The sequence below is a fragment of the Variovorax sp. Varisp53 genome (assembly GCF_059491555.1).
The window spans coordinates 4,761,223-4,783,467 of the sequence record NZ_CP168512.1; the positions used below are offsets into that span (position 1 = coordinate 4,761,223).

At 68.6% G+C, this 22,245-nt stretch carries 22 protein-coding genes and 1 pseudogene; 15 read left to right on the top strand and 8 right to left on the bottom strand.

Translation table 11 applies throughout. The annotated features are described in order from the left end of the window. Positions 1-61: 61 nt before the first annotated feature. The 4 genes from ACEOAB_RS22285 to ACEOAB_RS22300 all read right to left on the bottom strand — a co-directional run bounded on the left by ACEOAB_RS22285 (position 62) and on the right by ACEOAB_RS22300 (position 2,809). Positions 62-595, bottom strand: coding sequence for a hypothetical protein (locus tag ACEOAB_RS22285; protein WP_495653120.1), 534 nt, complete (start codon positions 593-595; stop codon positions 62-64). Positions 596-689: 94 nt separating this feature from the next. Then, complete coding sequence (locus ACEOAB_RS22290; protein WP_413750520.1) at positions 690-1,313, bottom strand: ATP-binding protein; 624 nt, start codon at positions 1,311-1,313, stop codon at positions 690-692. Next, entirely contained in the window at positions 1,313-1,561 is a 249-nt protein-coding gene (locus tag ACEOAB_RS22295) for a hypothetical protein (protein ID WP_413750521.1), read from the bottom strand. Before ACEOAB_RS22295 ends, ACEOAB_RS22290 begins: the two co-directional genes overlap by 1 nt. 87 nt (positions 1,562-1,648) lie before the next feature. Beyond that, positions 1,649-2,809, bottom strand: a complete 1,161-nt coding sequence (locus tag ACEOAB_RS22300; RefSeq protein WP_413750522.1) for a porin — start codon at positions 2,807-2,809, stop codon at positions 1,649-1,651. 192 nt (positions 2,810-3,001) lie between these two features. Here ACEOAB_RS22300 and ACEOAB_RS22305 point away from each other — a divergent pair, with 192 nt between their 5' ends. From ACEOAB_RS22305 to ACEOAB_RS22315, 3 genes are all read left to right on the top strand, one after another. After that, complete coding sequence (locus ACEOAB_RS22305) at positions 3,002-3,670, top strand: nuclease-related domain-containing protein (RefSeq protein ID WP_056594129.1); 669 nt, start codon at positions 3,002-3,004, stop codon at positions 3,668-3,670. Positions 3,671-3,747: 77 nt separating this feature from the next. Next, entirely contained in the window at positions 3,748-6,150 is a 2,403-nt protein-coding gene (bamA, locus tag ACEOAB_RS22310) for an outer membrane protein assembly factor BamA (protein ID WP_413750934.1), read from the top strand. Between the two features lie 17 nt (positions 6,151-6,167). Next, positions 6,168-6,848, top strand: a complete 681-nt coding sequence (locus tag ACEOAB_RS22315; protein WP_495653121.1) for a response regulator — start codon at positions 6,168-6,170, stop codon at positions 6,846-6,848. A 46-nt stretch (positions 6,849-6,894) separates the two neighbouring features. On the opposite strand, the gene ACEOAB_RS22320 is transcribed toward ACEOAB_RS22315, so the two are convergent. After that, on the bottom strand, positions 6,895-7,734 hold the full coding sequence (locus ACEOAB_RS22320; RefSeq protein WP_413750936.1) for an intradiol ring-cleavage dioxygenase: 840 nt from the start codon (positions 7,732-7,734) through the stop codon (positions 6,895-6,897). After that, positions 7,731-7,886: a hypothetical protein gene (locus tag ACEOAB_RS22325; RefSeq protein ID WP_495653122.1), complete on the bottom strand. Its 156-nt coding sequence runs from the start codon at positions 7,884-7,886 to the stop codon at positions 7,731-7,733. The genes ACEOAB_RS22320 and ACEOAB_RS22325 overlap by 4 nt, the downstream gene beginning before the upstream one ends. Before the next feature lie 170 nt (positions 7,887-8,056). On the opposite strand from ACEOAB_RS22325, the pseudogene ACEOAB_RS22330 reads away from it, so the two are divergent. The 3 genes and pseudogenes from ACEOAB_RS22330 to ACEOAB_RS22340 form a co-directional block, all read left to right on the top strand. After that, a pseudogene (locus tag ACEOAB_RS22330) lies at positions 8,057-8,308 on the top strand (ATP-binding protein); the annotation flags it as partial. A 77-nt stretch (positions 8,309-8,385) separates the two neighbouring features. Next, complete coding sequence (locus ACEOAB_RS22335) at positions 8,386-9,636, top strand: ATP-binding protein (RefSeq protein WP_495653123.1); 1,251 nt, start codon at positions 8,386-8,388, stop codon at positions 9,634-9,636. After that, positions 9,633-10,331: a response regulator gene (locus ACEOAB_RS22340; RefSeq protein ID WP_056594144.1), complete on the top strand. Its 699-nt coding sequence runs from the start codon at positions 9,633-9,635 to the stop codon at positions 10,329-10,331. Before ACEOAB_RS22335 ends, ACEOAB_RS22340 begins: the two co-directional genes overlap by 4 nt. A gap of 24 nt (positions 10,332-10,355) precedes the next feature. On the opposite strand, the gene ACEOAB_RS22345 is transcribed toward ACEOAB_RS22340, so the two are convergent. Continuing rightward, positions 10,356-11,573 carry an acyl-CoA dehydrogenase family protein gene (locus tag ACEOAB_RS22345; RefSeq protein ID WP_413751222.1) on the bottom strand — a complete coding sequence of 406 codons (1,218 nt, stop codon included), beginning with the start codon at positions 11,571-11,573 and terminating at the stop codon, positions 10,356-10,358. A 128-nt stretch (positions 11,574-11,701) separates the two neighbouring features. Between ACEOAB_RS22345 and ACEOAB_RS22350 the strand changes: the two genes are divergently transcribed. The 5 genes from ACEOAB_RS22350 to ACEOAB_RS22370 all read left to right on the top strand — a co-directional run bounded on the left by ACEOAB_RS22350 (position 11,702) and on the right by ACEOAB_RS22370 (position 17,164). Beyond that, complete coding sequence (locus ACEOAB_RS22350) at positions 11,702-13,036, top strand: NUDIX hydrolase (protein WP_495653124.1); 1,335 nt, start codon at positions 11,702-11,704, stop codon at positions 13,034-13,036. 39 nt (positions 13,037-13,075) lie between these two features. Beyond that, positions 13,076-15,286 (top strand): YccS family putative transporter, encoded by a 2,211-nt coding sequence (gene yccS, locus ACEOAB_RS22355; protein WP_495653125.1) that lies wholly within the window; start codon positions 13,076-13,078, stop codon positions 15,284-15,286. 77 nt (positions 15,287-15,363) lie between these two features. Continuing rightward, entirely contained in the window at positions 15,364-15,723 is a 360-nt protein-coding gene (locus ACEOAB_RS22360) for a hypothetical protein (RefSeq protein ID WP_495653126.1), read from the top strand. Between the two features lie 177 nt (positions 15,724-15,900). Then, positions 15,901-16,599, top strand: coding sequence for a Bax inhibitor-1/YccA family protein (locus tag ACEOAB_RS22365; protein ID WP_413750167.1), 699 nt, complete (start codon positions 15,901-15,903; stop codon positions 16,597-16,599). Positions 16,600-16,621: 22 nt separating this feature from the next. After that, positions 16,622-17,164: an Rrf2 family transcriptional regulator gene (locus tag ACEOAB_RS22370; RefSeq protein ID WP_413750166.1), complete on the top strand. Its 543-nt coding sequence runs from the start codon at positions 16,622-16,624 to the stop codon at positions 17,162-17,164. 23 nt (positions 17,165-17,187) lie between these two features. Here ACEOAB_RS22370 and ACEOAB_RS22375 read toward each other — a convergent pair whose 3' ends face one another. After that, positions 17,188-18,090, bottom strand: coding sequence for a DMT family transporter (locus ACEOAB_RS22375; RefSeq protein WP_413750165.1), 903 nt, complete (start codon positions 18,088-18,090; stop codon positions 17,188-17,190). A gap of 140 nt (positions 18,091-18,230) precedes the next feature. Here ACEOAB_RS22375 and ACEOAB_RS22380 point away from each other — a divergent pair, with 140 nt between their 5' ends. The 4 genes from ACEOAB_RS22380 to ACEOAB_RS22395 all read left to right on the top strand — a co-directional run bounded on the left by ACEOAB_RS22380 (position 18,231) and on the right by ACEOAB_RS22395 (position 22,241). Then, complete coding sequence (locus tag ACEOAB_RS22380; RefSeq protein WP_056594168.1) at positions 18,231-18,674, top strand: Lrp/AsnC family transcriptional regulator; 444 nt, start codon at positions 18,231-18,233, stop codon at positions 18,672-18,674. Between the two features lie 148 nt (positions 18,675-18,822). Then, positions 18,823-19,614 carry a fumarylacetoacetate hydrolase family protein gene (locus ACEOAB_RS22385; protein WP_413750164.1) on the top strand — a complete coding sequence of 264 codons (792 nt, stop codon included), beginning with the start codon at positions 18,823-18,825 and terminating at the stop codon, positions 19,612-19,614. Between the two features lie 68 nt (positions 19,615-19,682). Beyond that, positions 19,683-19,955: a hypothetical protein gene (locus ACEOAB_RS22390; protein WP_056594175.1), complete on the top strand. Its 273-nt coding sequence runs from the start codon at positions 19,683-19,685 to the stop codon at positions 19,953-19,955. A 150-nt stretch (positions 19,956-20,105) separates the two neighbouring features. Further along, positions 20,106-22,241: a TonB-dependent siderophore receptor gene (locus ACEOAB_RS22395; RefSeq protein ID WP_413750170.1), complete on the top strand. Its 2,136-nt coding sequence runs from the start codon at positions 20,106-20,108 to the stop codon at positions 22,239-22,241. Positions 22,242-22,245 lie beyond the last annotated feature (4 nt).

The window sequence follows — 22,245 nt, forward strand, 5'->3', positions numbered from 1 at the left end:
CGCCGCCGGCCAGACAGATTCGAATCGGCTTGCAGGACAACTTCCCATGGTGCGGCGAAGCTCAAAGTTCGCTGCCGTCGCGCAGCTGCCGCGCCTTGTAGACCAGCCGCACGCTCGCGCGGCGCGGATCGCCGGCCTGCTGCTGCACGTAGACGTCGGTGTCGTTGCTCACCCATGCGGCGTACGCGCTGCCCGGGTCGCGCGATGCGAGCTCATTGCCGAACACCCCTCGGCCCCATCGCACGAGCGCCGCGAAGGCGGCCGCGCCGTTGTCGGGCGTGACCTGTACCGCTGCCACGTATTCGACGCGGCGCAGCTCCGAGGCGGCGAAGAAGAAGGTCGGCTCGAACAGCAGCCCCGCCATCTCGACCGGGGCCGCGCGCCAGCTGCCGGCCAGCCCGCCGCTCAGCCGCTGCGGGCGCTGCACGCGCTCGGCCGCGGGCAGCACGGCCCGCAGTTCCTCGGCCGACATGCCAAGGTGCACGCCCGCCGGCAAGGCCTGCGCATGCAGCGCACCGGCGGCGAGAAGGGCCGCGCTCGCGGCGAACGCGCGGAGAAAAGAGGTCGGGGAAGCAATGGATCGCACGTTCGGCATCGGGGAAGAAAGGCGGCGGCACCGTGGGACCGCGAGTATCGCGCGGAGTTCCAGGAGGCCCGTTCCGGCCGGCCGGCGTCGATCAGTCAGCCGTTCAGCCGGCCAACCCCAGAACGCGCTCGCCGGCCAGCAGCGGCAGGCGCAGCGTCAGCCCCAGCACGCCTCCTGCATGCGGCGCCGAGTAGATGCGTCCGCCATGGCGGCTGGCGATGCGCTCGCAGGCCCGGGCGCTGGCGTCGGCTGCCGCCGCATGGGCGTTGTCGAAGAACCTCGCCAGCGGCGGCCGCACGTCGACGGCATCGAGGTCGCGCCAGTGGATCACCGCCTGCCCGCCCTCCGCCTGGGCGGAAACCTGCAGCGTCGCGCCTGCGCGCATCACGCTGGCCGCATATGCCGCGACCTTGGCGAGCAGCTCACGCAGCTCGGCCTCTATCGCCAGCACGGGAACGGCCTCTGGCGGCAATTGGATGTCGAGGCGGATGTCCCGGCAGGCCGGGGCGGCATCGAGCAGCGGCCGCAGGTCTTGCACGCGGCTCGCGCCCAGCCTTTGCTGCGCCTCGCCGCGGGCCTGCGCCGCGAGCTCGCGCGCCCTCGCGCCCTGCCGCAGGTTGGTGACGAACAGCGAAATCATCATGCAGGCCACGCCGGCCATGCCGAGGAGAATCACGCCGGCGATGATCGTGCCGAGGTTGCCGGAGTGCAGTTGCGCCCCGGTCATCAACGGGCTCCTGGAGCCTGGCCGTCGGGTTGGCCCGGCATGCCGCGCATGCAGCCGTCCCGCGCGCCGTCGCAGGCTTCCCAGCCGGGCGGCGGCGGCCTGCGTGCGCCGTAGTTCATCGGTGGCCCTTCGCCGCGAAAGCCCGGCGCGGGACCATGGAGCATGGGTGGAGGGGGCGGAGGCAGCATGATGCAGCCGGCCAAGCCGCCGGCCATCAGCACGCTCGCGAAGAGTCGGATTCGGTCCATTGGAAATCTCACTGCTGACTGAAAAACAAAAGCCGTGCGGGAGAAAAGAGCACGCGCCCTTTTGTCCCGCGCGGCGCGCGCCCTGCATCAGAACGCGTGACGGATACCGAAGTCGTAGCCGGTGGAAGAACGCGGCAGGCCCGTGTAGCTCACGCCCGCGCTGCCGTAGCCCGTGGTGCTGGCCGACACCAGGCTGCCCGTGTAGTTCACGTCGTTGCGGTTGTTCACGCGCGCCACCGTCGCATACAGCGCCGTGCGCTTGGACAGGTTGTGCACATAGCCGACCGCGAACTTGCGCGCCAGCGGGTCCTCGCCCGTGATGCCGGCCGTGCCTTCGTTGTAGCGCACCTGCGAGTACGCCACGCGGATCAGGCCCGCACCCACCGGCACGGTCGCGCCGATCAGGTAGCCGTTGTAGGTGTCGTGCGTGTCGGCCGCTGCCGCGTAGTCGAACTTGTTCTTCACGTTCGACAGCTCACCGAACAGCTTCACCGGACCGAAGTCGTACGAAGCGCCCAGGTTGATGGTCTGCACCTTGCGCTCCAGCGCGGTGGTGTCCACCACCGTGCTCCGGCCCACGCTCAGTGCCACGTCCAGGGGACCGTTGGCGTAGCCGAAGCGCCCGCCGACGTAGCGCCCGGCGGTACTGCTGGAAGCAGCCGTGGTGCTGGTCGCGTCGGTGCTGGCGTTCTCGTGCAGGCTGTACTGCACCTGGCCATAGAAGCCGCCCAGGTTCGGCGGCAGGAAGTAGCCCACCGAGTTGCTGGCGCGCACGTAGTTGGCGTTGTTGATGGTGGTGTTGCCGCTGACGGTGCTGATGACGTTGGTGCCCGAGCCGTTGGTGCCGAACGGGTCGAACACGGTGTCGTTCCAGAAGGTGGGCGTGTAGTCGCGGCCCAGGCGCAGCTCGCCGAAGCCACCCGACAGGCTCACGGTGGAGCGGCGGGCGAAGGTGGCGATGCCGGTGGCGCCGTCGTCGTTGGTGATGGGCGCTTCGAGCCAGAAGCTCGCGGCCAGGCCGCCGCCGAGGTCTTCGGTGCCGCGAAAGCCGATGCGGCTGGAGTTGTAGCCGGAGTTGGCCAGGCTGGTCTTGCTGGACTTCACCGATGCGCCGGTGGTCGCGTCGCGCGAGGTCGCCGACTGGTAGGTCAGGCCCGCGTCGACGACGCCGAACAACGTGACGGAGGATTGGGCAGAGGCCAGCCCGCAGACGGCCAGGGCAGCGAATGCCGTGAGGGTTTTCTTCATTCAGGGTTCTCCAGTTGCAGCGGCTCTCCATCGAGCAGCCGGCACGCATCGTCTCGTTCAAATTCGGAGGAATCTTGTGAATGCCTCCTGCTTTGCACGGACTGTTGTTTGCCTGCACGCCACCGCAGGAAACACCTTGCACAAGAAGTCTCCCCAAAGCCGCGCGATGCTCGATGGCCGAAGGAGTCCTCCATGACCATTGCCTTGCAAAGCACCATTGCCACCTCGCTGGGCGTGCAGCAACTCGCCAGCGCATTCAGCCCCGCCTTTTCCTACCTGCGCATTCTTCGCAACCTCATCATCCCGATGCCCGAGGGGCACGCGGTGCCCACCGCGCGCATCGACGCCGTGCTGGTCTGCGAGACCGGCATCTACCTGTTCGAGATCAAGGCCTGGCGCAATGCCTTCGTCTATCGCAAGAAATCGGACCAGTCCCCGCCGCGCTGGTTCCTGCGCCTGAACGGCTGCAAGAGCGCTCGCGAGGTGAAAGACCCCGCATGGCAGGGCGGGCGCAAGACCACGCAGCTGCGCAGCCTGTTGCCTGACGACCTGCGGCTGCAGTACTTCGTGCTGCTGCCGTGCGAAGGGATCGAGCTCGAAGGCGTGATGCCGGCCGCCGTCATCACGCAGCGGGACCTGCCCTACATCGCGCGCCTCGTGCGCAACAACGGCCGCACCGCGCGCACCTGCCGGCTGCTCGATGCCGAAGGTATCGACCGCACGGTGGAGCGCCTGCTGGAGATACAGGGCGGCCTGTCGCTCGAAGACCATCTGCAGAACTGCCGCGAAAAAATCAGCCAGGCTGCCGGCACCGAAACCGTGCCGGCGTGGATGACCACAAACGCCATGGGGTTGCAGTAAGGTAAAGACCCCGAGCACCCCGGGGCAGCCGGAGAAAAGTCCCAAATTTCTCCGACATTGGCAAGGACCATGCGGCGATGCACTTACCGAAGTCTCTCGCAGCGGCATCCGCGCTGCTCGCCTCGCTCGCCGCTTTCCCCGCCTGGGCCGTCGAGCCGTTCACCGTCAAGGACATCCGCCTCGAAGGCCTGCAGCGCGTCGAACCCGGCACCGTTTTCGCCACCATGGGCCTGCGCACCGGCGATACCTACAGCGACGAACGCGGCAGCGCCGCCATCCGTGAGCTTTTCAAACTCGGCCTCTTCAAGGACGTGCGCATCGACGTCAACGGCAGCGTGCTGGTGGTGATCGTGGAAGAACGCCCCTCGATCGCCGATGTCGACTTCGTGGGCACCAAGGAGTTCGACAAGGCCGCACTGCAGAAGGCGCTGCGCGAGGTCGGCCTCGCCGAAGGCCAGGCCTACGACAAGGCGCTGACCGACCGCGCCGAGCAGGAGCTCAAGCGGCAGTACATCAGCCGCAGCCTCTACAACGCGCAGGTCGTCACCACCGTCACGCCGCTGGAGAGGAACCGCGTGAACATCACCTTCACCGTGACCGAGGGCGAGAGCGCGCGCATCAAGGAAGTGCACGTGGTCGGCAACAAGGATTTCAGCGAGAGCACACTGCTCGATCTGTTCGACCAGGACACGGGCGGCTGGCTCGACTGGTACACGAAGTCCAACCAGTACTCGCGCACCAAGTTCAACGGCGACCTGGAGACGCTGCGCTCTTACTACATCACGCGCGGCTACCTGGAGTTCCGCATCGAGTCGACGCAGGTCGCCATTTCGCCCGACCGGCAGACGCTGACCCTCACGATCAACATCACCGAGGGCGAGAAGTTCGTGGTGGCCGGCGTGAAGCTCGCGGGCGACTACATGGGCCACGAGGACGAGTTCAAGACCCTGGTCACCATCCGCCCCGGCAAGCCCTACAACGGCGAGGACGTGGCGGCCACCACCAAGGCCTTCACCGACTACTTCGGCACCTTCGGCTACGCCTTCGCGCGCGTAAAGGCCGAGCCCGAGATCGACCGCACGAACAACCGCGTCACGCTGGTGCTGAAGGCCGAGGCCTCGCGGCGCGCGTATGTGCGCCGCATCAACATCGGCGGCAACGCCCGCACGCGCGACGAGGTGATCCGCCGCGAGTTTCGCCAGTACGAAGGCGCCTGGTACGACGGCAACAAGATCCGCGCCTCGCGCGACCGGGTCGACCGCCTGGGCTTTTTCACCGAGGTGAACGTCGACACCGTCGACGTGCCCGGCTCGCCCGACCAGGTCGACCTGGTGGTAAACGTGACCGAGAAACCCACCGGCTCGCTGCAGCTGGGCGCGGGCTACTCGTCGACCGACAAGATCTCGCTGACTTTCGGCATCACGCAGGAGAACGTGTTCGGCAGCGGCAACTACCTGGGGCTGAGCGTGAACACCAGTTCGTACAACCGCACCATCTCGCTCACGGCCACCGATCCGTACTTCACCAAGGACGGCATCTCGCGCACGCTGAACGTATTCCACACCACCACGCGGCCCTACTACGAGGCTGATGGCAACTACAAGCTCGCGAGCGATGGCGGCTCGGTCCGCTTCGGCTTCCCGGTGGGCGAGCAGGACACCGTGTTCCTCGGCATCGGCCTGGAGCGCTGGTCGTTCACGCCCGGCACCAACGGCACCTACACGCTGGTCAACGGCTCCTATGTCTACACCGCCACGCCGCAGGCGTACCTCGACTACTTCAAGTGCACGGGCACCGTGCCGAGCGTGACCTGCGCCAATTCGAGCGTGGTGGGTATCCCGGCCACGCTGGGCTGGTCGCGCGACGACCGCGACAGCGCGTTGGTCCCCACGCGCGGCAAGCTGCAGAGCGCCAACCTCGAAATGGGCGTGGGCAGCGAACTGCGCTACCTGAAGACCAACTACCAGTACCAGCAGTACTTCCCGCTGTCGAAGCAGTACACGCTGGCCATCAACGGCCAGCTAGGCTATGCGCGCGCGCTGGGCAGCAGCACCTACCCGATCTTCAAGAACTTCTACGCCGGCGGCCTGGGCTCGATCCGCGGTTTCGAGCAGAACTCGCTCGGCCCGGTCGACTCGGTCACGGGCGGCGCGCTCGGCGGCACGCGCAAGGCGATCTTCAACATGGAGTTCAGCACGCCCTTCCCGGGCGCGGGCAACGACAAGACGCTGCGCCTGTACAGCTTCTTCGATGCAGGCAACGTGTTCGCCGACCGCACCGCCAGCATGACGGACGCGCAATGGAAGGCGCAGAACCGCCTGCGAGCCTCCGCCGGCATCGGCATCAGCTGGATCTCCCCGCTGGGCCCGCTGCGGCTGGCCTATGCGGTGCCGCTGCTCTACCAGAAGGCCGACACCGCCAACGGCATCGCGGCCGACCGCACGCAGCGCTTCCAGTTCCAGATCGGAACCTCCTTCTGAGCACCAGGGTCCTGAGCATGAGCCGCATCCTGCTGGTGGAAGACGGGCGCGACAGCGCGCCGCTGCTGCTGGGCCACCTGCAGGGCGCGGGCCATGAGGTCGAGCAGATCGAAGACGGCGCGGCGGCGCTGGAGCGCATCCTGAGCGCGCCGCCGGCGCTCACCCTGCTCGACGTGGTGCTGCCGCGCATCGACGGCATCCAGGTGCTGGAGAAGGTGCGCTCGCACGGCAACCACCCGATCATCATGCTGACGGCGCGCACGCAGGAGGCTGACCGGCTGCTGGCGCTCGACCTGGGCGCCGACGACTATGTCTGCAAGCCCTTCTCGCCGCGCGAGGTGGTGGCGCGCATCCACACGGTGCTGCGCCGGCACGCGCAGTGGCGCGAAGCCGCCATGCCCTCGGCCGCGGTGCGCTTCGACGACCCGCGCGGCAACGCCTGCCTGGAAGGGCGCGCGCTGAGGCCGACGCGCCGCGAGCTGTTGCTGTTGCGTGCGCTTTCGCGCGACCCCGGCCGGGTGTTCACGCGCTCCAAGCTGCTCGAAGCGGCCTTTCCGGAAGCGTTCGACGTGAACGAGCGCGCGGTCGACGGGCACATCAAGAACCTGCGCAGGAAGCTCGCTGACGCCGTGCCGTCGCACGACTGGATCCGCTCGGTCTATGGCGTGGGCTTCTGCTTCGCGGAGCGGCCGGCCTGAGGCGGCGCGCCGTCGCGACTCCGCGTGCGCATGTGGCTGGCGAGGCTCAGCCTTCGGCGCGCGGCGGCACCATCGCGCGGATGCGCGCGGAGCCTTCCAGAGCGCGGGGCCGCGGTGGACGGGCACCAGGGAGCGGCGTCGAACCGGGAAATGGGCTACCCGGGGGCAGACCGCCCGGCCTCGGAGGCCGGTCGATCACCGGGACCGCCGCCGGGTCCACCACCAGCGCAAGCGTGGCAACATAGCGCTGACGCTCCTCGCGCACCGCACCAAGCACCGTCCCGCCGGCCTTCAGCGCGATGCCGTCGACGCTGTTCAGCGTGTCGCGCATTCGCGCACGCTGGTACAGCGGCACCTGCGTATAGAGAAACTCGCTCAGCGCATCGGGCAGAAAGAACTGCGAGGTGAGCACGACATGCGCGCCATTGATCACCTTGAAATGGATGTGCGTGGTGCGGCCCGCATACCAGCCCGGGTACACGGTGCCGAAGGAGACGATGCCTTCGCGGTCGGTGCGCTGGCTGCCGCGCAGGAAGGTCTTGCCCTCGAACGACTGCGCACGGTCGTCGCCCTGCTCGCCGAAGCCCGAGTAGCGCCCCTGCATGTCGCAGTGCCACAGGTCCACGCGCAGCTTCGGCAGCGGCCGGCCGGCGGTGTCGCACACGGTGAAGCGCACGTCCAGCGGCACGCCTTCAAGCCCTTCGGTGATGTCGCTGCGGTCCAACGCAAGGTCGAGGTAGTACGGTCCCTCGGTGGTCTGCGCGGTCAGCGGCAACCGGCGCTGCGCGGCCGGCGCCGGGCGTGCCGATGCCGAAAGGCCCGCCGCACCGAGGGCGGCCAGCAGGCCGCGGCGCCCGAGGGGAAGTTGTGAATCGGGGGGTGTCATGGCTTCTTATCCTTCCTGATCGGCCCAGGACGCGGCGCGACGGGCGCCGAGGGCCGCGTGGCGCCTTCTTCCGCCCAAAAGACGAGCAGCGTCCATGCCTGCGCGACCAGCCAGAAAAACACCGTGATCGCCAGCAGCAGCGGCAGGTCCATGCGAGGGCTCATGGGCTCCATCGTGCGGCTCGATTCGGGAGAAATGTGGGAGAACCTCTCTCCCAATTTCCTCCACATTCGACCCCGATGATCAACCGCTTGCCCATGAAGCCCCCCAACGCCTGCCCGCAGTGCATGTCGCAGAATGCGGCCATGCCTTCCCCGAGCCCATGCCTCACCTGACCCTTTCCAGAAAGATCTTCCTGGCGCTGGCCGCCTTGTTGATCGTGCTGCTGATCAGCTTCGCGGGCCTCTCGATCATTGCGCTGCAGCGCGGCCTGGGCTCCTACGTGGCCGAGATCGAGATCCGGCGCATGGACTGGCTCTCGCAGCTGCTGCTGAAGCACTACGTCGCCAATGGCGACTGGAAGAGCCTGCACGACAACGACGACGCCTGGCGCCGCCTGCAGATGGGCCGGCTGGCTGCCGTGCTCGACGGCGCCGCGGGCAACGGCAACGCAGACGAGCGGCGGTTGCCCCCTGGTACGAACACCGCGCCATGCGCGGCGATGCCCCGCCCGACAACGGCGCCGACGGCGGCCCGCCGCCCCTGCCGCCGCAGCAACTCGACCTGTTGCCGCGCCGGGGGCCGGCCATGCCGCCGCCGTGGCCCTTCCCGGATCTGCGCGAGATGCCGGACTCCATCTTCCAGCGGCTGGCCGTGCTCGACGCGCACGGCGCGCGCGTGGTGGGCGCCAACGTCGATCTGGAAAACGCCGCGCGCACGCCGATCCGGCGCGACCGGACGGTCATCGGCTACCTCGCGCTCACGCCGATGCGGGGCCTCGAGAGCGAAGCCGACCGCGCCTTCGTCGCCCGGCGGTCGGGCGTGATCGTGCTCACCGGCCTGTGCGGCCTCGGCTTCGCGCTGATGCTGTCGTGGTTGCTGGCGCGCCGCTGGTTCAGGCCCATCGACGAGCTCACGCAGGCTGCGCAGGACCTGGCGCGCGGGCGGCTGTCCACCCGCGTCGCGGTGCAGGGCTCGGACGAGCTGGCGCTGCTCGGGCGGACCTTCAACGACATGGCGCAGCGCCTCGACACGGTGGAAGCCTCGCGCCGCGCCTGGCTGGCCGACGCGGCGCACGAGCTGCGCACGCCGCTGGCGGCCATGCGTGCCGAGATCGAGGCGCTGCAGGACGGCGTTCGCACCTTCGACGAACGCACCGCGCTGCGGCTGCACCGGCAGGTGATCCGCCTCGGCCAGCTGGTCGACGACCTGCGCAGCAGCATGCGTGAACCGCAGAGCGACCTGCTCACTACCACGGTGTTCCCGCTGTCGCTGCTGAAGGAGGCGCTCGACCACACGCGCGACCGCTTCGCCAGGCGCGCCATCGCGGTGGACCGGCGCGCCATCGACCTCATCGGCGCCTCCGCGCAGCCGACCATCGACGGCGACGCGCACCGGCTGCACCAGGTCTTCATGAACCTGCTGGAGAACACGCTGGCCTACACCAACGACGGCGGCACGCTGCGCATCGACGTCACGGTCGAAGGCGCATGGACCGGCAACTGCCTCACCCTGCTGTTCGATGACAGCGCGCCCGGCGTACCCGAGGCCGAGCTGCCGCGCTTGTTCGACCGCCTGTTCCGCGGCGAGAGCTCGCGCAGCCGCGAACACGGCGGCTCCGGGCTCGGTCTCTCGATCTGCCGCGCGACCATCGAGGCGCACGGCGGCACCATCGACGCGTCGGCCTCGCCCTTGGGCGGGCTGCGCGTGACCATCACACTTCCATTGGCGGCACCGTCATGACACGCATCGTCATCGTCGAAGACGAAATCGACATCGCCTCGGTGGTGCAGGACTACCTGCGCCACGCGGGCTACGAAACCGAGCACTTCACCGACGGGCACAGCGCGCTGGAAAGCATCGTCGCCACGCCGCCCGACCTCACGCTGCTCGACATCATGCTGCCGCGGCTCGACGGCATCGAGGTGCTGCGCCGCGCGCGCGAGCACACGGCGCACCCGATCATCATGCTGACCGCGCGCATCGAGGAGGTCGACCGGCTGCTGGGCCTGGAGCTGGGCGCCGACGACTACGTGTGCAAGCCTTTCTCGCCGCGCGAACTGGTGGCGCGCGTGCGCGCCGTGCTGCGGCGCACCGCACCGGGCCTGCAGGGCTCGGCGTCGCAGAGCGAGGCGCCGGGGCTGGTGCTCGACGACGTGCACTGGCGCGCGTCGCTCGAAGGCACGCCGCTGAACCTCACGCGGCGCGAATTCGGGCTGCTGCAGGTGCTGTCGCGGCATCCGGGGCGCATCTTCTCGCGCGCCCGCCTGCTGGAGCTGGCCTACGACGACACGGTGGACGTGACGGAACGCGCCATCGACAGCCACGTGAAGAACCTGCGCCGCAAGCTCGGCGCGGTGACGCCCGAATACGACTGGATCCGGTCGGTGTACGGCGTCGGCTTCGCGTGGGAGGCGCCGGCCGACGCCGCGCGCTGAGCGCCTTTCGCGCTCCTCCTCTTCTTACTGGTAGGCCGCCAGCTCCTGCTTCGCAATCGCGTTGCGGTGCACCTCGTCGGGGCCGTCGGCCACGCGCAGGTGGCGCTCGTAGGCGTAGAAGTGGGTGAGCAGCGTGTCCTGGCTCAGGCCCATCGCGCCGAAGGCCTGCATCGCCCAGTCGATCACCTTCACGCAGTTGTTGGGCGTGAGCACCTTGATCATCGCGATCTCCTTGGCGGCGACCTTGTTGCCCACGGTGTCCATGCGGTAGGCCGCGTTGAGCACCATCCAGCGCGACTGCTCGATGAGCATGCGCGACTCGGCAACGCGCTCGCGCCACACGCCCTGCTCCGACAGCGGCTTGTGGAAGGCGGTGCGCGACACGAGGCGCCGGCACATCATCTCGAGCGCGGACTCGGCCATGCCGATGGCGCGCATGCAATGGTGGATGCGCCCGGGGCCGAGGCGGCCCTGCGCGATCTCGAAGCCGCGGCCTTCGCCGAGCAGGATGTTCTCCGCCGGCACGCGCACGTTGTCGAACACGATCTCGGGGTGGCCGAACGGCGGGTCGTACATGCCGAGCAGCTGCATGTCGCGCACGATGGTGATGCCCGGCGTGTTCTTCGGCACGAGGATCATCGACTGCTGCCTGTGGCGGTCGGCGTTGTCGGGGTCGGTCTTGCCCATCAGAATGAAGATCTCGCAGCGCTCGTTCATCGCGCCGGTGATGTACCACTTGCGGCCGTTGATGACGTACTCGTTGCCTTCGCGGCGAATGCTGCAGCGGATGTTGGTGGCGTCGCTCGATGCGACTTCAGGCTCGGTCATCGCGAACGACGAGCGGATCTCACCCGCGAGCAGCGGCGTGAGCCAACGCTCCTGCTGCGCCTTGGTGCCGTAGCGGGCCAGCACTTCCATGTTGCCGGTGTCGGGTGCGGAACAGTTGAAGATTTCCGCGCACCAGTAGCGCCGGCCCATGATCTCGCACAGCGGCGCGTACTCGACGTTGGTGAGGCCGGGGCCATGCTCGGCCTCGGGCAGGAACAGGTTCCACAGCCCGCGCTCGCGCGCCTTGGCCTTGAGGCCGGCCATCATCGGCAGTTCGGCATAGGGGCGGCCGGCGCGGGCGTTGGCGGCCAGCTCTTCCTCGCGGCGTTTCTCGTTCGGGTAGACGAACTCGTCCATGAACTTGAGCAGCTCGTCGCGCAGCGCGATCGCCCGGGGGGTGAATTCGAAATGCATGGTGCGTCCTTCAACAGTCGATGTGCATTGAAGGTACGCGGCGCATGGTGTTTCGCACGGTCGTTCATGCGACAGCCGAGGGCCTGTGCTGTCGCCTTCGCAGCAGCCGCCGGCGCGACAATGTGCGCATGACCGCCAGCACCTCCGACGCCACGCCACGCCCCGCTTCGCCGCGCCCCGTGCGCTCGGCCGCCACCCTCATCGTCCTGCGCGACGGCAGCCATGGGCTCGAGGTACTGATGCTGCGGCGGGCCGAGAAGGCCGACGACCAGAACAGCGGCGCCAGCGTGTTCCCGGGCGGCGTGATCGACGCCCACGACCGCAGCCTGCACGGGCACTGCGGCGGCCTGGACGACAGCGCCGCGAGCGAACGCCTCGCGGTGCCGGAGGGCGGCCTCGACTACTACGCGGCCGCGATCCGCGAATGCTTCGAGGAAGCCGGCGTGCTGTTCGCGACCGACGGCACGGGCCGGCCGGTGGCGCTCGACAAGCTGCCGCCCGCGCAACTCGCCGCCATGCGCGACGAGGCCGAGCAAGGCACCGACGCGCTGATTTCGCTGTGCGACCGGCACGGCTGGCAGCTCGCGGCCGACCGGCTCGCCTACTTCAGCCACTGGCTCACGCCGCCGGGCATGCCGCGCCGCTTCGACACGCGCTTCTTTCTCGCGCCGATGCCAGAGGCGCAAAACGTGCGGCCCGACGGGCGCGAGACGGTCGAGCACATGTGGCTGCGGCCGGCCGAGGCCGTGGCGCCCGCGCGCGGGCTCAAGCTGATGAACGTGACGCGCCGCATCCTCGAACAGCTCGCGCAGTTCGCAAGCACAGCCGAGCTCATGGCCCATGCGCGCGGCCTGGCGCACATCCCGCGCGTCATGCCGCGGCTGGCGGACGGTCCGGCGGGCCGGCGGCCGGTGAACATGGAAGAGCCGGCGTACGAGGAAGTCGGGCACGTCGATCCGGATGGCAAGGGCGGCGGCCGTTATGCGCACGAGGCCGGTCTGGTGATGCGGCTGTCGGCGCGGGTCTTGCGGGTCACGGGCGAGGCCGATGCATCGGGCGCGCTGACGCACAGCTATTTCGTGGGCATCGCGGGCGGCGATTGCGCACTGATCGACGCGCTGCCCGCGAGCCCCGGGCACCTCGCGGCCCTCGTCGCGGCGGCACCTGGCCGGGTGCGATGGCTCCTGTCGACGCAGGCAACGACCGAAGAAGAGACGCGCGCCTTGCGCGAGGCCTGGCCCGATGCATCCACCGCATCGCCCGCACCGGGCGAGCAGATCGATCTCGGCGATGCCAAGTTGCGCGTGCTGCCCGGCACCGGCGGCGCGCCGTCCCGCCAGTTCCTGCAGGTCGAAGACCGGATGGTGCTCGCGGGCCTCGGCGCCGGCCCAGCAGCTGACGACGGCCAGGCCAGGTGGATCGCTCTGCGCCACGGCTTCCTGCGCAGCCTACCGGCCTCCTAGCCGCATGACGGTGGCACGCATCGTGCAAGATCGGCGCCCATGCCTCCCCTGTCTCCCGACGCGCTGCGCCAGCGGCTGCGGTCCTTCGCTTCCCGCGCGCAGCCCGTGCGCATCCTTCTCACCCTCGGCAGCCTCATGGCGGGCTGCGCCTGGACCGGCCATCCCGATGCGGTGATCCCGCTGTTCCTCGGCGCCATCGCCAGCGCGCTCGCCGAGACCGATGACAGCTGGCGCGGCCGGCTGCGCGCGCAGGTGGTCACGCTGGGCTGCTTCGCCGCCATCGCGTTCGCGGTCGAGGCGGCGTTCAGCCTTCCGCTGCTGTTCATCGCCGGGCTGGCGCTCGCGGCCTTCTGCCTCACGATGCTCGGTGCGGTGGGAGCGCGCTACAAGGCGATCGCATACGCGACGCTGATCCTCGCGATGTACGCCACGCTCGGCATCGAGAACCTGGGCTCGCACGGCGTGGTGCAGCGCGGGCGCGAGCCCCTGCTGCTGTTGGCCGGCGCGGCCTGGTACGGCGTGTTCTCGGTGCTGTGGTGCGCGGCCTTTCCGGCGCAGCCCGTGCAGGCGCGGCTGGTGACGCTGTTCACGGTGCTGGGCAACTTCGTGCGCTTCAAGGCTTCGCTGTTCGAGCCGCTGCGCGGCATCGACATCGAGCGCAAGCGGCTCGCGCTCGCGCAGCTCAATGCCGAGGTGGTGGCGGAGCTCAACGCCGCGAAGGAAAGCATCTTCCTGCGCATCGGCGCGCGCGCCCCGACCGGGCGCCTCTCGCGCTACCGCGGGCTCTACCTGATCGCGCAGGACGTGCACGAGCGCGCCAGCTCCTCGCACGACGACTACAACGCGCTGGCCGATGCCTTCTTCCACAGCGACCTGCTCTACCGCTGCCAGCGCGTGCTGGGCCTGCAGGGGCTGGCCTGCCAGCGGCTGGCCGACTCGATCGCGCGGCGCGAGCCCTTCGAGGTCGGTCCCGAGACCGTGCAGGCGCTGGCCGACCTGCGCAGTGCCATCGAGCACGAGCGCGCGCGGGCCGACACGCCCGCGCGGCTGGCGCTGCTGGCATCGGTCGAGGCGCTGGCGCGCAACCTCGCGCTGCTCGACGGCCAGCTCTCGGGTGCCAGCCAGCCGTCGGCGCGCGCGGGCCGCACCGAGATGGGCCTGTTCGACCGCTCGCCACGCTCGTGGCGCGATGCGGTCGAGCGCGTGCGGCGGCAGCTCACCACGCGCTCTGCGCTGTTTCGCCACGCGCTGCGGCTGTCGATCGCGCTGGTTGCGGGCTACGGGGTGATGCGGGCCATTCACCCGGCGCAGGGCTACTGGATCCTGCTGACCACGCTGTTCGTCTGCCAGCAGACCTACGGCGACACCATTTCGCGCATGGGGCAGCGCATCGCCGGCACCGCGCTCGGCGTGGTGGCCGGATGGGCGCTGCTGCAGCTGTTTCCGCAGCCGCTGGTGCAGTCGGTGATCGCGGTGGCGGCCGGCGTGCTGTTCTTCGCGACCCGCGCCACGCGCTACCTGCTGGCCACCGCATCGATGACGCTGCTGGTGCTGATGTGCTTCAACCAGGTCGGCGACAGCGGCGTGCTGCTGGTGCCGCGGCTGGTCGACACCGCGATCGGCAGCGCGATCGCCGGGCTGGCCGTGCTGCTGGTGCTGCCGCACTGGCAGGCGCGGCGCATCAACGAGCTGGCCGCGGCCGCGATGCGCGGCCATGCCGGCTACCTGCGGCAGATCGTCGGCCAGTACCGCACCGGCGCGCGCGACCACCTCGACTACCGGCTGGCGCGGCGCAACGACCACAACGCGGACGCGGCGCTGTCCACGGCGGTGTCGGACATGTTCCGCGAGCCGGGCTACGTGCGGCCGCGCGCGGGGGTGGCGCTGCGCTTTCTGATCCGCTCGCACACGCTGCTGAGCTACCTCTCGGCCCTGGGCGCCCACCGTGCGGCGCTGCCCGACTCGGCGCAGATGGCACTGCTGCAAACGGCGGCCGAAGGAGCGATCGCGGCCCTCGAAGGGCTGGCGGCCGGGCTGGAAAAGGGCCTGATCGAGGCGCCGGGCGATGCCGCCGCGGAGCCGGCGGCTCGGGCCGCACTGGCGCAGGCCGTCGCCACCAGCAACGACCCGCAGGCGCGAACCCTTCACACCGAACTCGGCCTGATCTGGCTGCAGATCGACGCCCTGCGCACCCACGCACGCGAATGGCTGCAGTCCGAAGGCAGCGAAACCGCGGCCGCGCCAGCCTGACGAACATCCATGCGATCCGGTCGGTTGAAACCCCCGTGGCGAGCGCCGCAAACCGCGGCAGGTAAAATTGCCCCTACATGTCCCGCTGGTTTGCCGCTGCTGTCCTCTCCATCATGTTGTCCTGCTACGGCTTTGCCGTGCTTGCGCACAGCATGATCGGTGCCGGCCATTCGCACGGGGAGCCGCAGGCCGCCACGCTGGTCGTCAGCGTGGCCCTCTCCGACGCTCCGGCAGGCGCTGCCGATGAGGCGTCGGACGATGCCCTTTCCCTCGACGAAGCCGGCGCCGAACACGCCGAGCTGGTCAACGCGCGCAACGACGCCCCCGCACTGCTGCGCTTCACGGAACAGCCGCCGAAGCTCGGCCTGACCACCACCGTCTCGCCATTCCTCGCGCGACCCAAGCGGCCACCCCGGGCCGCTGCCTTCGTCGCCTAGGCCCCCAAAGCCTGCGCGACCGGGAGCCGCCACGGCTCCCGCCCTTGCGATCCGGGGCCGCCCCCATGCGGTACCCGCATCGCGGCAACGACACCTCTCATTTTCAGGCCCTGCGCCGCCACTGCACGCGCCATTGCGCGCAGCCGGCAACAGGTCCAGCTTCAAGGAATCCACGCAATGAACAACAGCCCTACCGCCTATCACGACAGCATCGGTCTGCCCCTCGCATCGCCGCAGGAGCGCAACCGCGTCCTGCGCAACACCTACTGGCTGCTCGCGCTGTCGATGGTGCCCACCGTTCTCGGCGCCTGGATCGGCGTTGCCACCGGCTTGTCGCGCGCGATGTCGCCGGGCGTCGGCCTGATGGTGTTCCTCGGCGGCGCCTTCGGCTTCATGTACGCCATCGAGAAGACCAAGGAATCGGCCGCCGGCGTGCCGGTGCTGCTGGCCTTCACCTTCTTCATGGGACTGATGCTGTCGCGCCTGGTCGGCTCGGTGCTCGGCCTGGCCAACGGCGCGAGCCTGGTGATGACGGCGTTCGCCGGCACCGGCGCGATCTTCTTCGGCATGGCCACGCTGTCGTCGGTCATCAAGCGCGACCTGTCTTCCATGGGCAAGTGGCTCTTCATCGGCGCGATCGGGCTGCTGGTGGCGGGCATCGCCAACTTCTTCATCCAGTCGAGCGCGCTGATGATGACGCTGTCGGTCCTGGCCATCGGCATCTTCTCGGCCTTCATCCTGCACGACCTCAAGCGCGTGAAGGACGGCCTGGAAACCAACTACATCTCCGCCACGCTCGGTGTGTATCTCAGCATCTACAACGTCTTCCAGTCGCTGCTGGCCCTGCTGGGCATCGCTGGCGGCCGCGACGAGTAATCCCCCGAAAAGGAGAACTGGCATGCGCCTCACCACCAAGGGCCGCTTCGCGGTCACCGCGATGATCGACATCGCACTGCACGGCCGTTCGGGCCCCGTCACGCTGGCCTCGATCAGCCTGCGCCAGCGCGTGTCGCTGTCCTACCTGGAGCTGCTGTTCGGCAAGCTGCGCCGCGCCGACCTCGTCGAATCGACCCGTGGCCCGGGCGGCGGCTATTCGCTCAGCCGCAAGGCGACGGAGATTTCCGTGGCCGACATCGTCCTCTCGATCGAGGAACACGATGCGGAATCTTCCCGCCGGCGCAACGCCGACGCGCCGGGCGAGGTCGGCCGCTGCGAAATCGACGAGCTCTGGGCCACCGTGAACCTGCGGGCGGTCGAGTTCCTCAGGTCGATCTCGCTGCAAAGCCTTGTCGACGAGCAGAAGGCCAAGGGCGTGCAGGCCGCGGCACGCAGCGACAGCCGGCGCACGCCGTCCGGCCAGCCGGCCACGCGCAAGCCTTTTGTCGTCGACGCGCCGAACTCGGTGTTCGCACTGGGACGGCGCCAACAAGGCGCCAGCTAGCGGCGTCGCGGCGGCTTCCCGGTTCAGCGCTCTTCGGCAGCTGGCAATCGCCGCGGCAGGCCCGGCAGGGTCCATCCGAAGGTCATGCCCGCCGCCGCGATCAAAATGGCCGCCGCGCCCACCAGCTGCAGCGCGCCCAGCCGCTGGCCGAAGGCGGCGTAGTCGACGCCAATGGCCACCAGCGGATAGATGAACGACAGCGCGCCCGCCACCGGCGTCGAGAGCTTCTGCAGCGCGCCGTACAGCAGCACGAACACCAGCCCCGTGTAGACCACGCCCATCGTCAGGTGCACGCCCCAGGTGGCGGCGTCGGCGGGCAGCGCCTTCAGGTGCGCGAAGGGTGCGAGCAGCAAGATGCCCACGCAGACCTGGATCAGTGCGATGAGGTGCGGCGCGATGCCGTCGAGCTTCTTCGCGACGATGGCGGCCACCGCGTAGCAGAAGGCCGCGCCCAGCGCCATGAGCACGCCGATCAAGTAAGAGGAACCGTCGGCACCACCGCCGGACTTGGCCTGCGCCACCAGCACCACGCCGGCGAATGCGATGCACAGCCAGATTGCCTTCATCGCGGTCAGCCGCTCCGACAGCAGCAGCGCGCCGAGCGCGACCAGCATGAAGGGCTGCGTGTTGTAGACCGCCGTGGCGATCGAGATCGACGCATGCGAGAAGGCCGCGAAGATCAGCACCCAGTTGACGACCAGCGCCACGCCGCCGAATGCAGCCAGAGCAAAGCTGCGCAGCGTCAGGCCGCGCCGCAGCAGGCCCAGCGCGAGACACACGACCAGCAGCGTCGCCGCGCCGAACACGCAGCGCCAGAACAGCAGGTCGGGCAATGGCTGGCCCGAGCGCACGACGAACCATCCGATGGTTCCGGAAATCACCATGGCCACGCTCATCTCCAGCGCGCCGCGCAACTGCGTCTGCATGTCTCGGTTTCGAACGGTAGAAAAGAAGGAGCAAGCGTGCCACGTCCAGCGTGGATTGGATATGCTTTTAATAAGGCAACAGCCGCCATTGGCCTTTGAAAAAAAGCCGTCAACACTCATTCATCACCGGAGATCGGAAAATGCTCGACGCAACAGACGAAGCCATCGTGCAGGCCCTCGCGGCCGATGCGCGGATGTCCCTGAAGGAGTTGGCCCACCGCGTGGGGCTGTCGTCGCCCAGCGTGTCCGAGCGGCTGCGCCGGCTCGAGGAGCGCGACGTGATCCGGGGCTATACGCTGGATGTGAATCCGAAGGCGCTCGGCTACCAGTTCCAGGCCATCGTGCGCATCCGCCCGCTGCCCGGGCAGCTGCAGGCGGTGCAGAAGCTGATCGAGGGCACGCCCGAGTTCTGCGAGTGCGACAAGGTCACGGGCGAAGACTGCTTCGTCGCGCGGCTCTTCCTGCAATCGCTCGACCAGCTCGACGGCATTCTCGACCACATCGCGAACAAGGCCGAGACCAATACATCCATCGTGAAGGCGCAGACGATCCGGAGGCGCTTGCCGCCCTTCTCGGCGCCATGAACCACCGCTGCGCCGGGACGCCATGCGGTGGAGTGGGTTCTGTCCTGTTTTTGCGTAGATGCGGACGGTCGCGCGCCGGTTCGCCATCCCAGAATCGATCGACCGTGAAGGCACGGCACCTGCATTCCATAAAACCAAGGAGACGCTCATGATCACTTCCCGTCGCGGCCTGCTGGCCGGTTACGCCGCCATGGCCACGGGCGCCATCGCCGGCTGTGCATTGCCCGCAGGCGCAGGCCGCGCGCCCTCGACACCGTTCGACGTCGCCGCATCGGCCATCCCAATCGCCGGCAGCGAGCAGGTCTTTCCGGTGCGCCGCATCTACTGCATCGGCCGCAACTACGAGGCGCATGCGCGCGAGATGGGTTCGGACCCGAGCCGCGAGCCGCCCTTCTTCTTCCAGAAGCCGGCCGACGCGATCCAGGTCGTGACGCCCGGCGTGGTGGCCGACCACCCCTACCCCACGCTCACGAAGAACTACCACTACGAAGTGGAGCTGGTGGTGACGCTGGGCAAGGGCGGGCGCAACATCCCGGCGAGTTCGGCGCTGGACCACGTGTACGGCTATTCGCTGGGCCTCGACATGACGCGCCGCGACCTGCAGCGAGAGATGGGCGACCAGAAGAAGCCTTGGGAAATCGGCAAGAGCTTCGACCACTCGGCACCCGTCGGGCCGATCCACCCGGTGGCGAAGGTCGGGCACTTCACCGATGGCGCGATCTGGCTCAAGGTGAACGGGCAGACGAAGCAGAACGCCACGCTCAGGCACATGATCTGGTCGGTGGCCGAGCAGATCAGCCGGCTGTCGCAGGCCTTCGAGTTGAGGCCGGGCGACATCATCTACTCGGGCACGCCGGAGAACGTCGGGCCGGTGGTGCGCGGTGACCTGATCGAGATCCACATCGACCGGCTGCCGGAGCTGTCGGTGCGGATCGTCTGAGGGCGCGGGACCATTTTTCCTACCAGATTGATGCGGATCATCGGGGCTCCCGCATCTCCCGAGCCGCCATGTCCCAGCCTCCGCAAGCCACCTACATCGACGACCTGCACGCCCCGCAGGTGTTCGCGGACGAAGTCTCGGGCTACTGGGTCAACGCGGGCTGCGTCCACATCACCTTCGACGCCAGCCGCGTCGACCACAGTTCCGACCGGTGCCCGGTGCAGCGGGCCGCGGTGTTGCGTGTCACGCTGCCGATTCCCATTGCGCAGGTGCTCGCTGTCAGCCTCTACGACTTCCTGAAGCAGCGCGGGCTGGCGCCGTCGCCGGGCAACGGGCACTGAAGGGAAGAAGCCACTCCCGGCAGCAGGGCCGGCCTTCAAGATTTCTGCCAGATTCGTCTTTAAAATGAGAATAATTCTTATTTACAAAGTGAGTCAACGTTGAGCTCTGGACGCCAGAACACCGCCGCCATCGTCGCGCACCCCTCTCCGATTTCATACAGGCGCAGCACATTCGGCCCGCCCGCACGCGCCACACTGCTGGTGCTGTGGGCCGCCGCCCAGGTGGGCCGCGCGCATGCACAGGAGGCGCAGGGTAAGGAATCCGCATCGCTGCCGACCGTGACGGTCACGGCCGAATCGCAGGACGACACGCCGCAGCATCTCGGCGCCAAGGTGAGTAGCGGCGCGCTCGGTGCGCGCTCGCAACTGGAAACGCCCTTCTCCACCACCGTGGTGCGCGGCGAGGACATGGCCGAGCGCCAGGTGTCGAAGCTGGGCGACGTGTTCGCGCTCGACGCCTCGGTGAGCGACAACAGCGGCGCCTACAGCGCTTGGGCCAGCTACATCACGGTGCGGGGCTTGCCGCTGGACTGGCAGAACGGCTACCGCATCAACGGCCAGCCCTTTCTCAGCTACGCCATCACCCTGCCCTACGAGCACTTCGAGCAGATCGAACTGCTCAAGGGATCGTCGGGCTTCATGTACGGCTTCGGCGCGCCGGGCGGCATCGTCAACTACGTGACGAAGAAGCCGACCGACGAGCCGGTGCGCAGCATCGAGGTCGGCTACAAGACCGCCGGCATCTGGAGCGAGCACGTCGACCTGGGCGGGCGCTTCGGCGCCGACGGCCGCTTCGGCTACCGGCTCAACGCCACGCACGAGGAAGGCAAGACCTACAACGATGGCAACGTGCGGCGCAACTCGATGTCGCTCGGGCTCGACGCGAAGCTCACCGACAAGCTCACCTGGACCTTCGACTCGCTCTACCAGAAGCGCAACTCCACCGGCCAGACGCCGTCGATCTTCACGGGCAGCTACACGGGCACGCAGCTGCCCCGGACCATCGACGCCGACAACCAGGGACTCGTGGGCGCGGGGCAGCACCTGGCCACGGACTTCAGGCTCTACTCGACCGGCCTGCAGTACCAGCTGTCGCCCGACTGGGCGCTGAGCACCAGCTACAGCCACAGCAGCGCCACGCGCCGCCGCAACGAAGGCATCGCCTACCTACAGGACGCCGGCGGCAGCTACAACGACTACCGCTCCGACAGCGCGGAAGGCCATCGCTTCAACCAGTGGCAGGCCATGGCCACGGGCAAGCTGCGCACCGGCGGCCTCGAGCACCAGGTGACGCTGGGTGCATCGTGGCAGAAGCAGGTCAACTACTACAGCAGCAACAGCATCTACCAGCTGATTGGCACCGGCAGCATCTTCGGGCAGAACACCAACAGCTACGCCAGCGCCACCGACTTCACGACCTACCGCAACAGCGACATCGCGCAGCGCGCGGTGTTCGCGAGCGACACGATGAAGCTGTCGGAGAAGTGGTCGGTGCTGGCCGGCCTGCGCAGCACCACCTACGAACAGAACGGCTACGGCACCACGGGAGCGCAGACCTCGAGCTATCGCAAGAGCGGCGTGGTCACGCCCACGCTGGCGCTGATGTTCAAGCCCGCGCCCGACACCACGCTGTACACCAGCTACGTCGAGTCGCTGGAGGCCGGCAGCACGGTGGGCACTCTCTACGCCAACAACGGGGAGCTGCTCAAGCCGCTGAAGAGCAAGCAGTACGAACTGGGCCTGAAGACCGAACGCGAGCGCTGGAGCGCCACGGCCGCGCTGTTCCGCATCGAGCGCGGCGCCGAGTACGCCAACAGCGCCAACGTGCTGGTGCAGGACGGCCAATCGATCTACCAGGGCCTGGAACTCGGCGCCTCCACGCGGCTGGGCTCGCAATGGCAGATCGGCGGCAACCTGATGCTGCTCGACAGCTCGTACGAACGCGGCAGCAACTACGTCGGCAACCGCGTGGCGGGTGCGCCGAAGCTGGTGGCGACCGCGCAGGTGTCTTACGAGGTGGCGCGGGTGCCCGGCCTCAAGCTGTCGGCCGACATGAAGTACACGGGCGGCACGATGCTCAATGCGTCGAACCAGCTGAGCCTGCCCGGCTACACCATCGCCAACATCGGCGCGAGCTACACGACGCGCATCGCCGGGCGCAACACCACCTTCCGCGCGGCCATCAACAACGTGGCGAACCGGCGCTACTGGGAATACCAGTACGACAACTACATCAAGCCCGGCGACCCGCGCACCTTCAGCCTGAGCGCCAAGCTGGATTTCTAGGCCC

Coding starts and splice junctions, on each gene's coding strand:
- ACEOAB_RS22325 (WP_495653122.1), bottom strand. CDS start 7,886: ATGGACCTGCCGCTGCTGCTGGCGATCACGGTGTTTTTCTGGCTGGTC.
- ACEOAB_RS22300 (WP_413750522.1), bottom strand. CDS start 2,809: ATGAAGAAAACCCTCACGGCATTCGCTGCCCTGGCCGTCTGCGGGCTG.
- ACEOAB_RS22385 (WP_413750164.1), top strand. CDS start 18,823: ATGATCACTTCCCGTCGCGGCCTGCTGGCCGGTTACGCCGCCATGGCC.
- ACEOAB_RS22285 (WP_495653120.1), bottom strand. CDS start 595: ATGCCGAACGTGCGATCCATTGCTTCCCCGACCTCTTTTCTCCGCGCG.
- yccS (WP_495653125.1), top strand. CDS start 13,076: ATGCCTCCCCTGTCTCCCGACGCGCTGCGCCAGCGGCTGCGGTCCTTC.
- ACEOAB_RS22380 (WP_056594168.1), top strand. CDS start 18,231: ATGCTCGACGCAACAGACGAAGCCATCGTGCAGGCCCTCGCGGCCGAT.
- bamA (WP_413750934.1), top strand. CDS start 3,748: ATGCACTTACCGAAGTCTCTCGCAGCGGCATCCGCGCTGCTCGCCTCG.
- ACEOAB_RS22350 (WP_495653124.1), top strand. CDS start 11,702: ATGACCGCCAGCACCTCCGACGCCACGCCACGCCCCGCTTCGCCGCGC.
- ACEOAB_RS22375 (WP_413750165.1), bottom strand. CDS start 18,090: ATGCAGACGCAGTTGCGCGGCGCGCTGGAGATGAGCGTGGCCATGGTG.
- ACEOAB_RS22315 (WP_495653121.1), top strand. CDS start 6,168: ATGAGCCGCATCCTGCTGGTGGAAGACGGGCGCGACAGCGCGCCGCTG.
- ACEOAB_RS22360 (WP_495653126.1), top strand. CDS start 15,364: ATGTCCCGCTGGTTTGCCGCTGCTGTCCTCTCCATCATGTTGTCCTGC.
- ACEOAB_RS22345 (WP_413751222.1), bottom strand. CDS start 11,573: ATGCATTTCGAATTCACCCCCCGGGCGATCGCGCTGCGCGACGAGCTG.
- ACEOAB_RS22320 (WP_413750936.1), bottom strand. CDS start 7,734: ATGACACCCCCCGATTCACAACTTCCCCTCGGGCGCCGCGGCCTGCTG.
- ACEOAB_RS22370 (WP_413750166.1), top strand. CDS start 16,622: ATGCGCCTCACCACCAAGGGCCGCTTCGCGGTCACCGCGATGATCGAC.
- ACEOAB_RS22340 (WP_056594144.1), top strand. CDS start 9,633: ATGACACGCATCGTCATCGTCGAAGACGAAATCGACATCGCCTCGGTG.
- ACEOAB_RS22305 (WP_056594129.1), top strand. CDS start 3,002: ATGACCATTGCCTTGCAAAGCACCATTGCCACCTCGCTGGGCGTGCAG.
- ACEOAB_RS22365 (WP_413750167.1), top strand. CDS start 15,901: ATGAACAACAGCCCTACCGCCTATCACGACAGCATCGGTCTGCCCCTC.
- ACEOAB_RS22390 (WP_056594175.1), top strand. CDS start 19,683: ATGTCCCAGCCTCCGCAAGCCACCTACATCGACGACCTGCACGCCCCG.
- ACEOAB_RS22335 (WP_495653123.1), top strand. CDS start 8,386: ATGCGCGGCGATGCCCCGCCCGACAACGGCGCCGACGGCGGCCCGCCG.
- ACEOAB_RS22295 (WP_413750521.1), bottom strand. CDS start 1,561: ATGGACCGAATCCGACTCTTCGCGAGCGTGCTGATGGCCGGCGGCTTG.
- ACEOAB_RS22290 (WP_413750520.1), bottom strand. CDS start 1,313: ATGACCGGGGCGCAACTGCACTCCGGCAACCTCGGCACGATCATCGCC.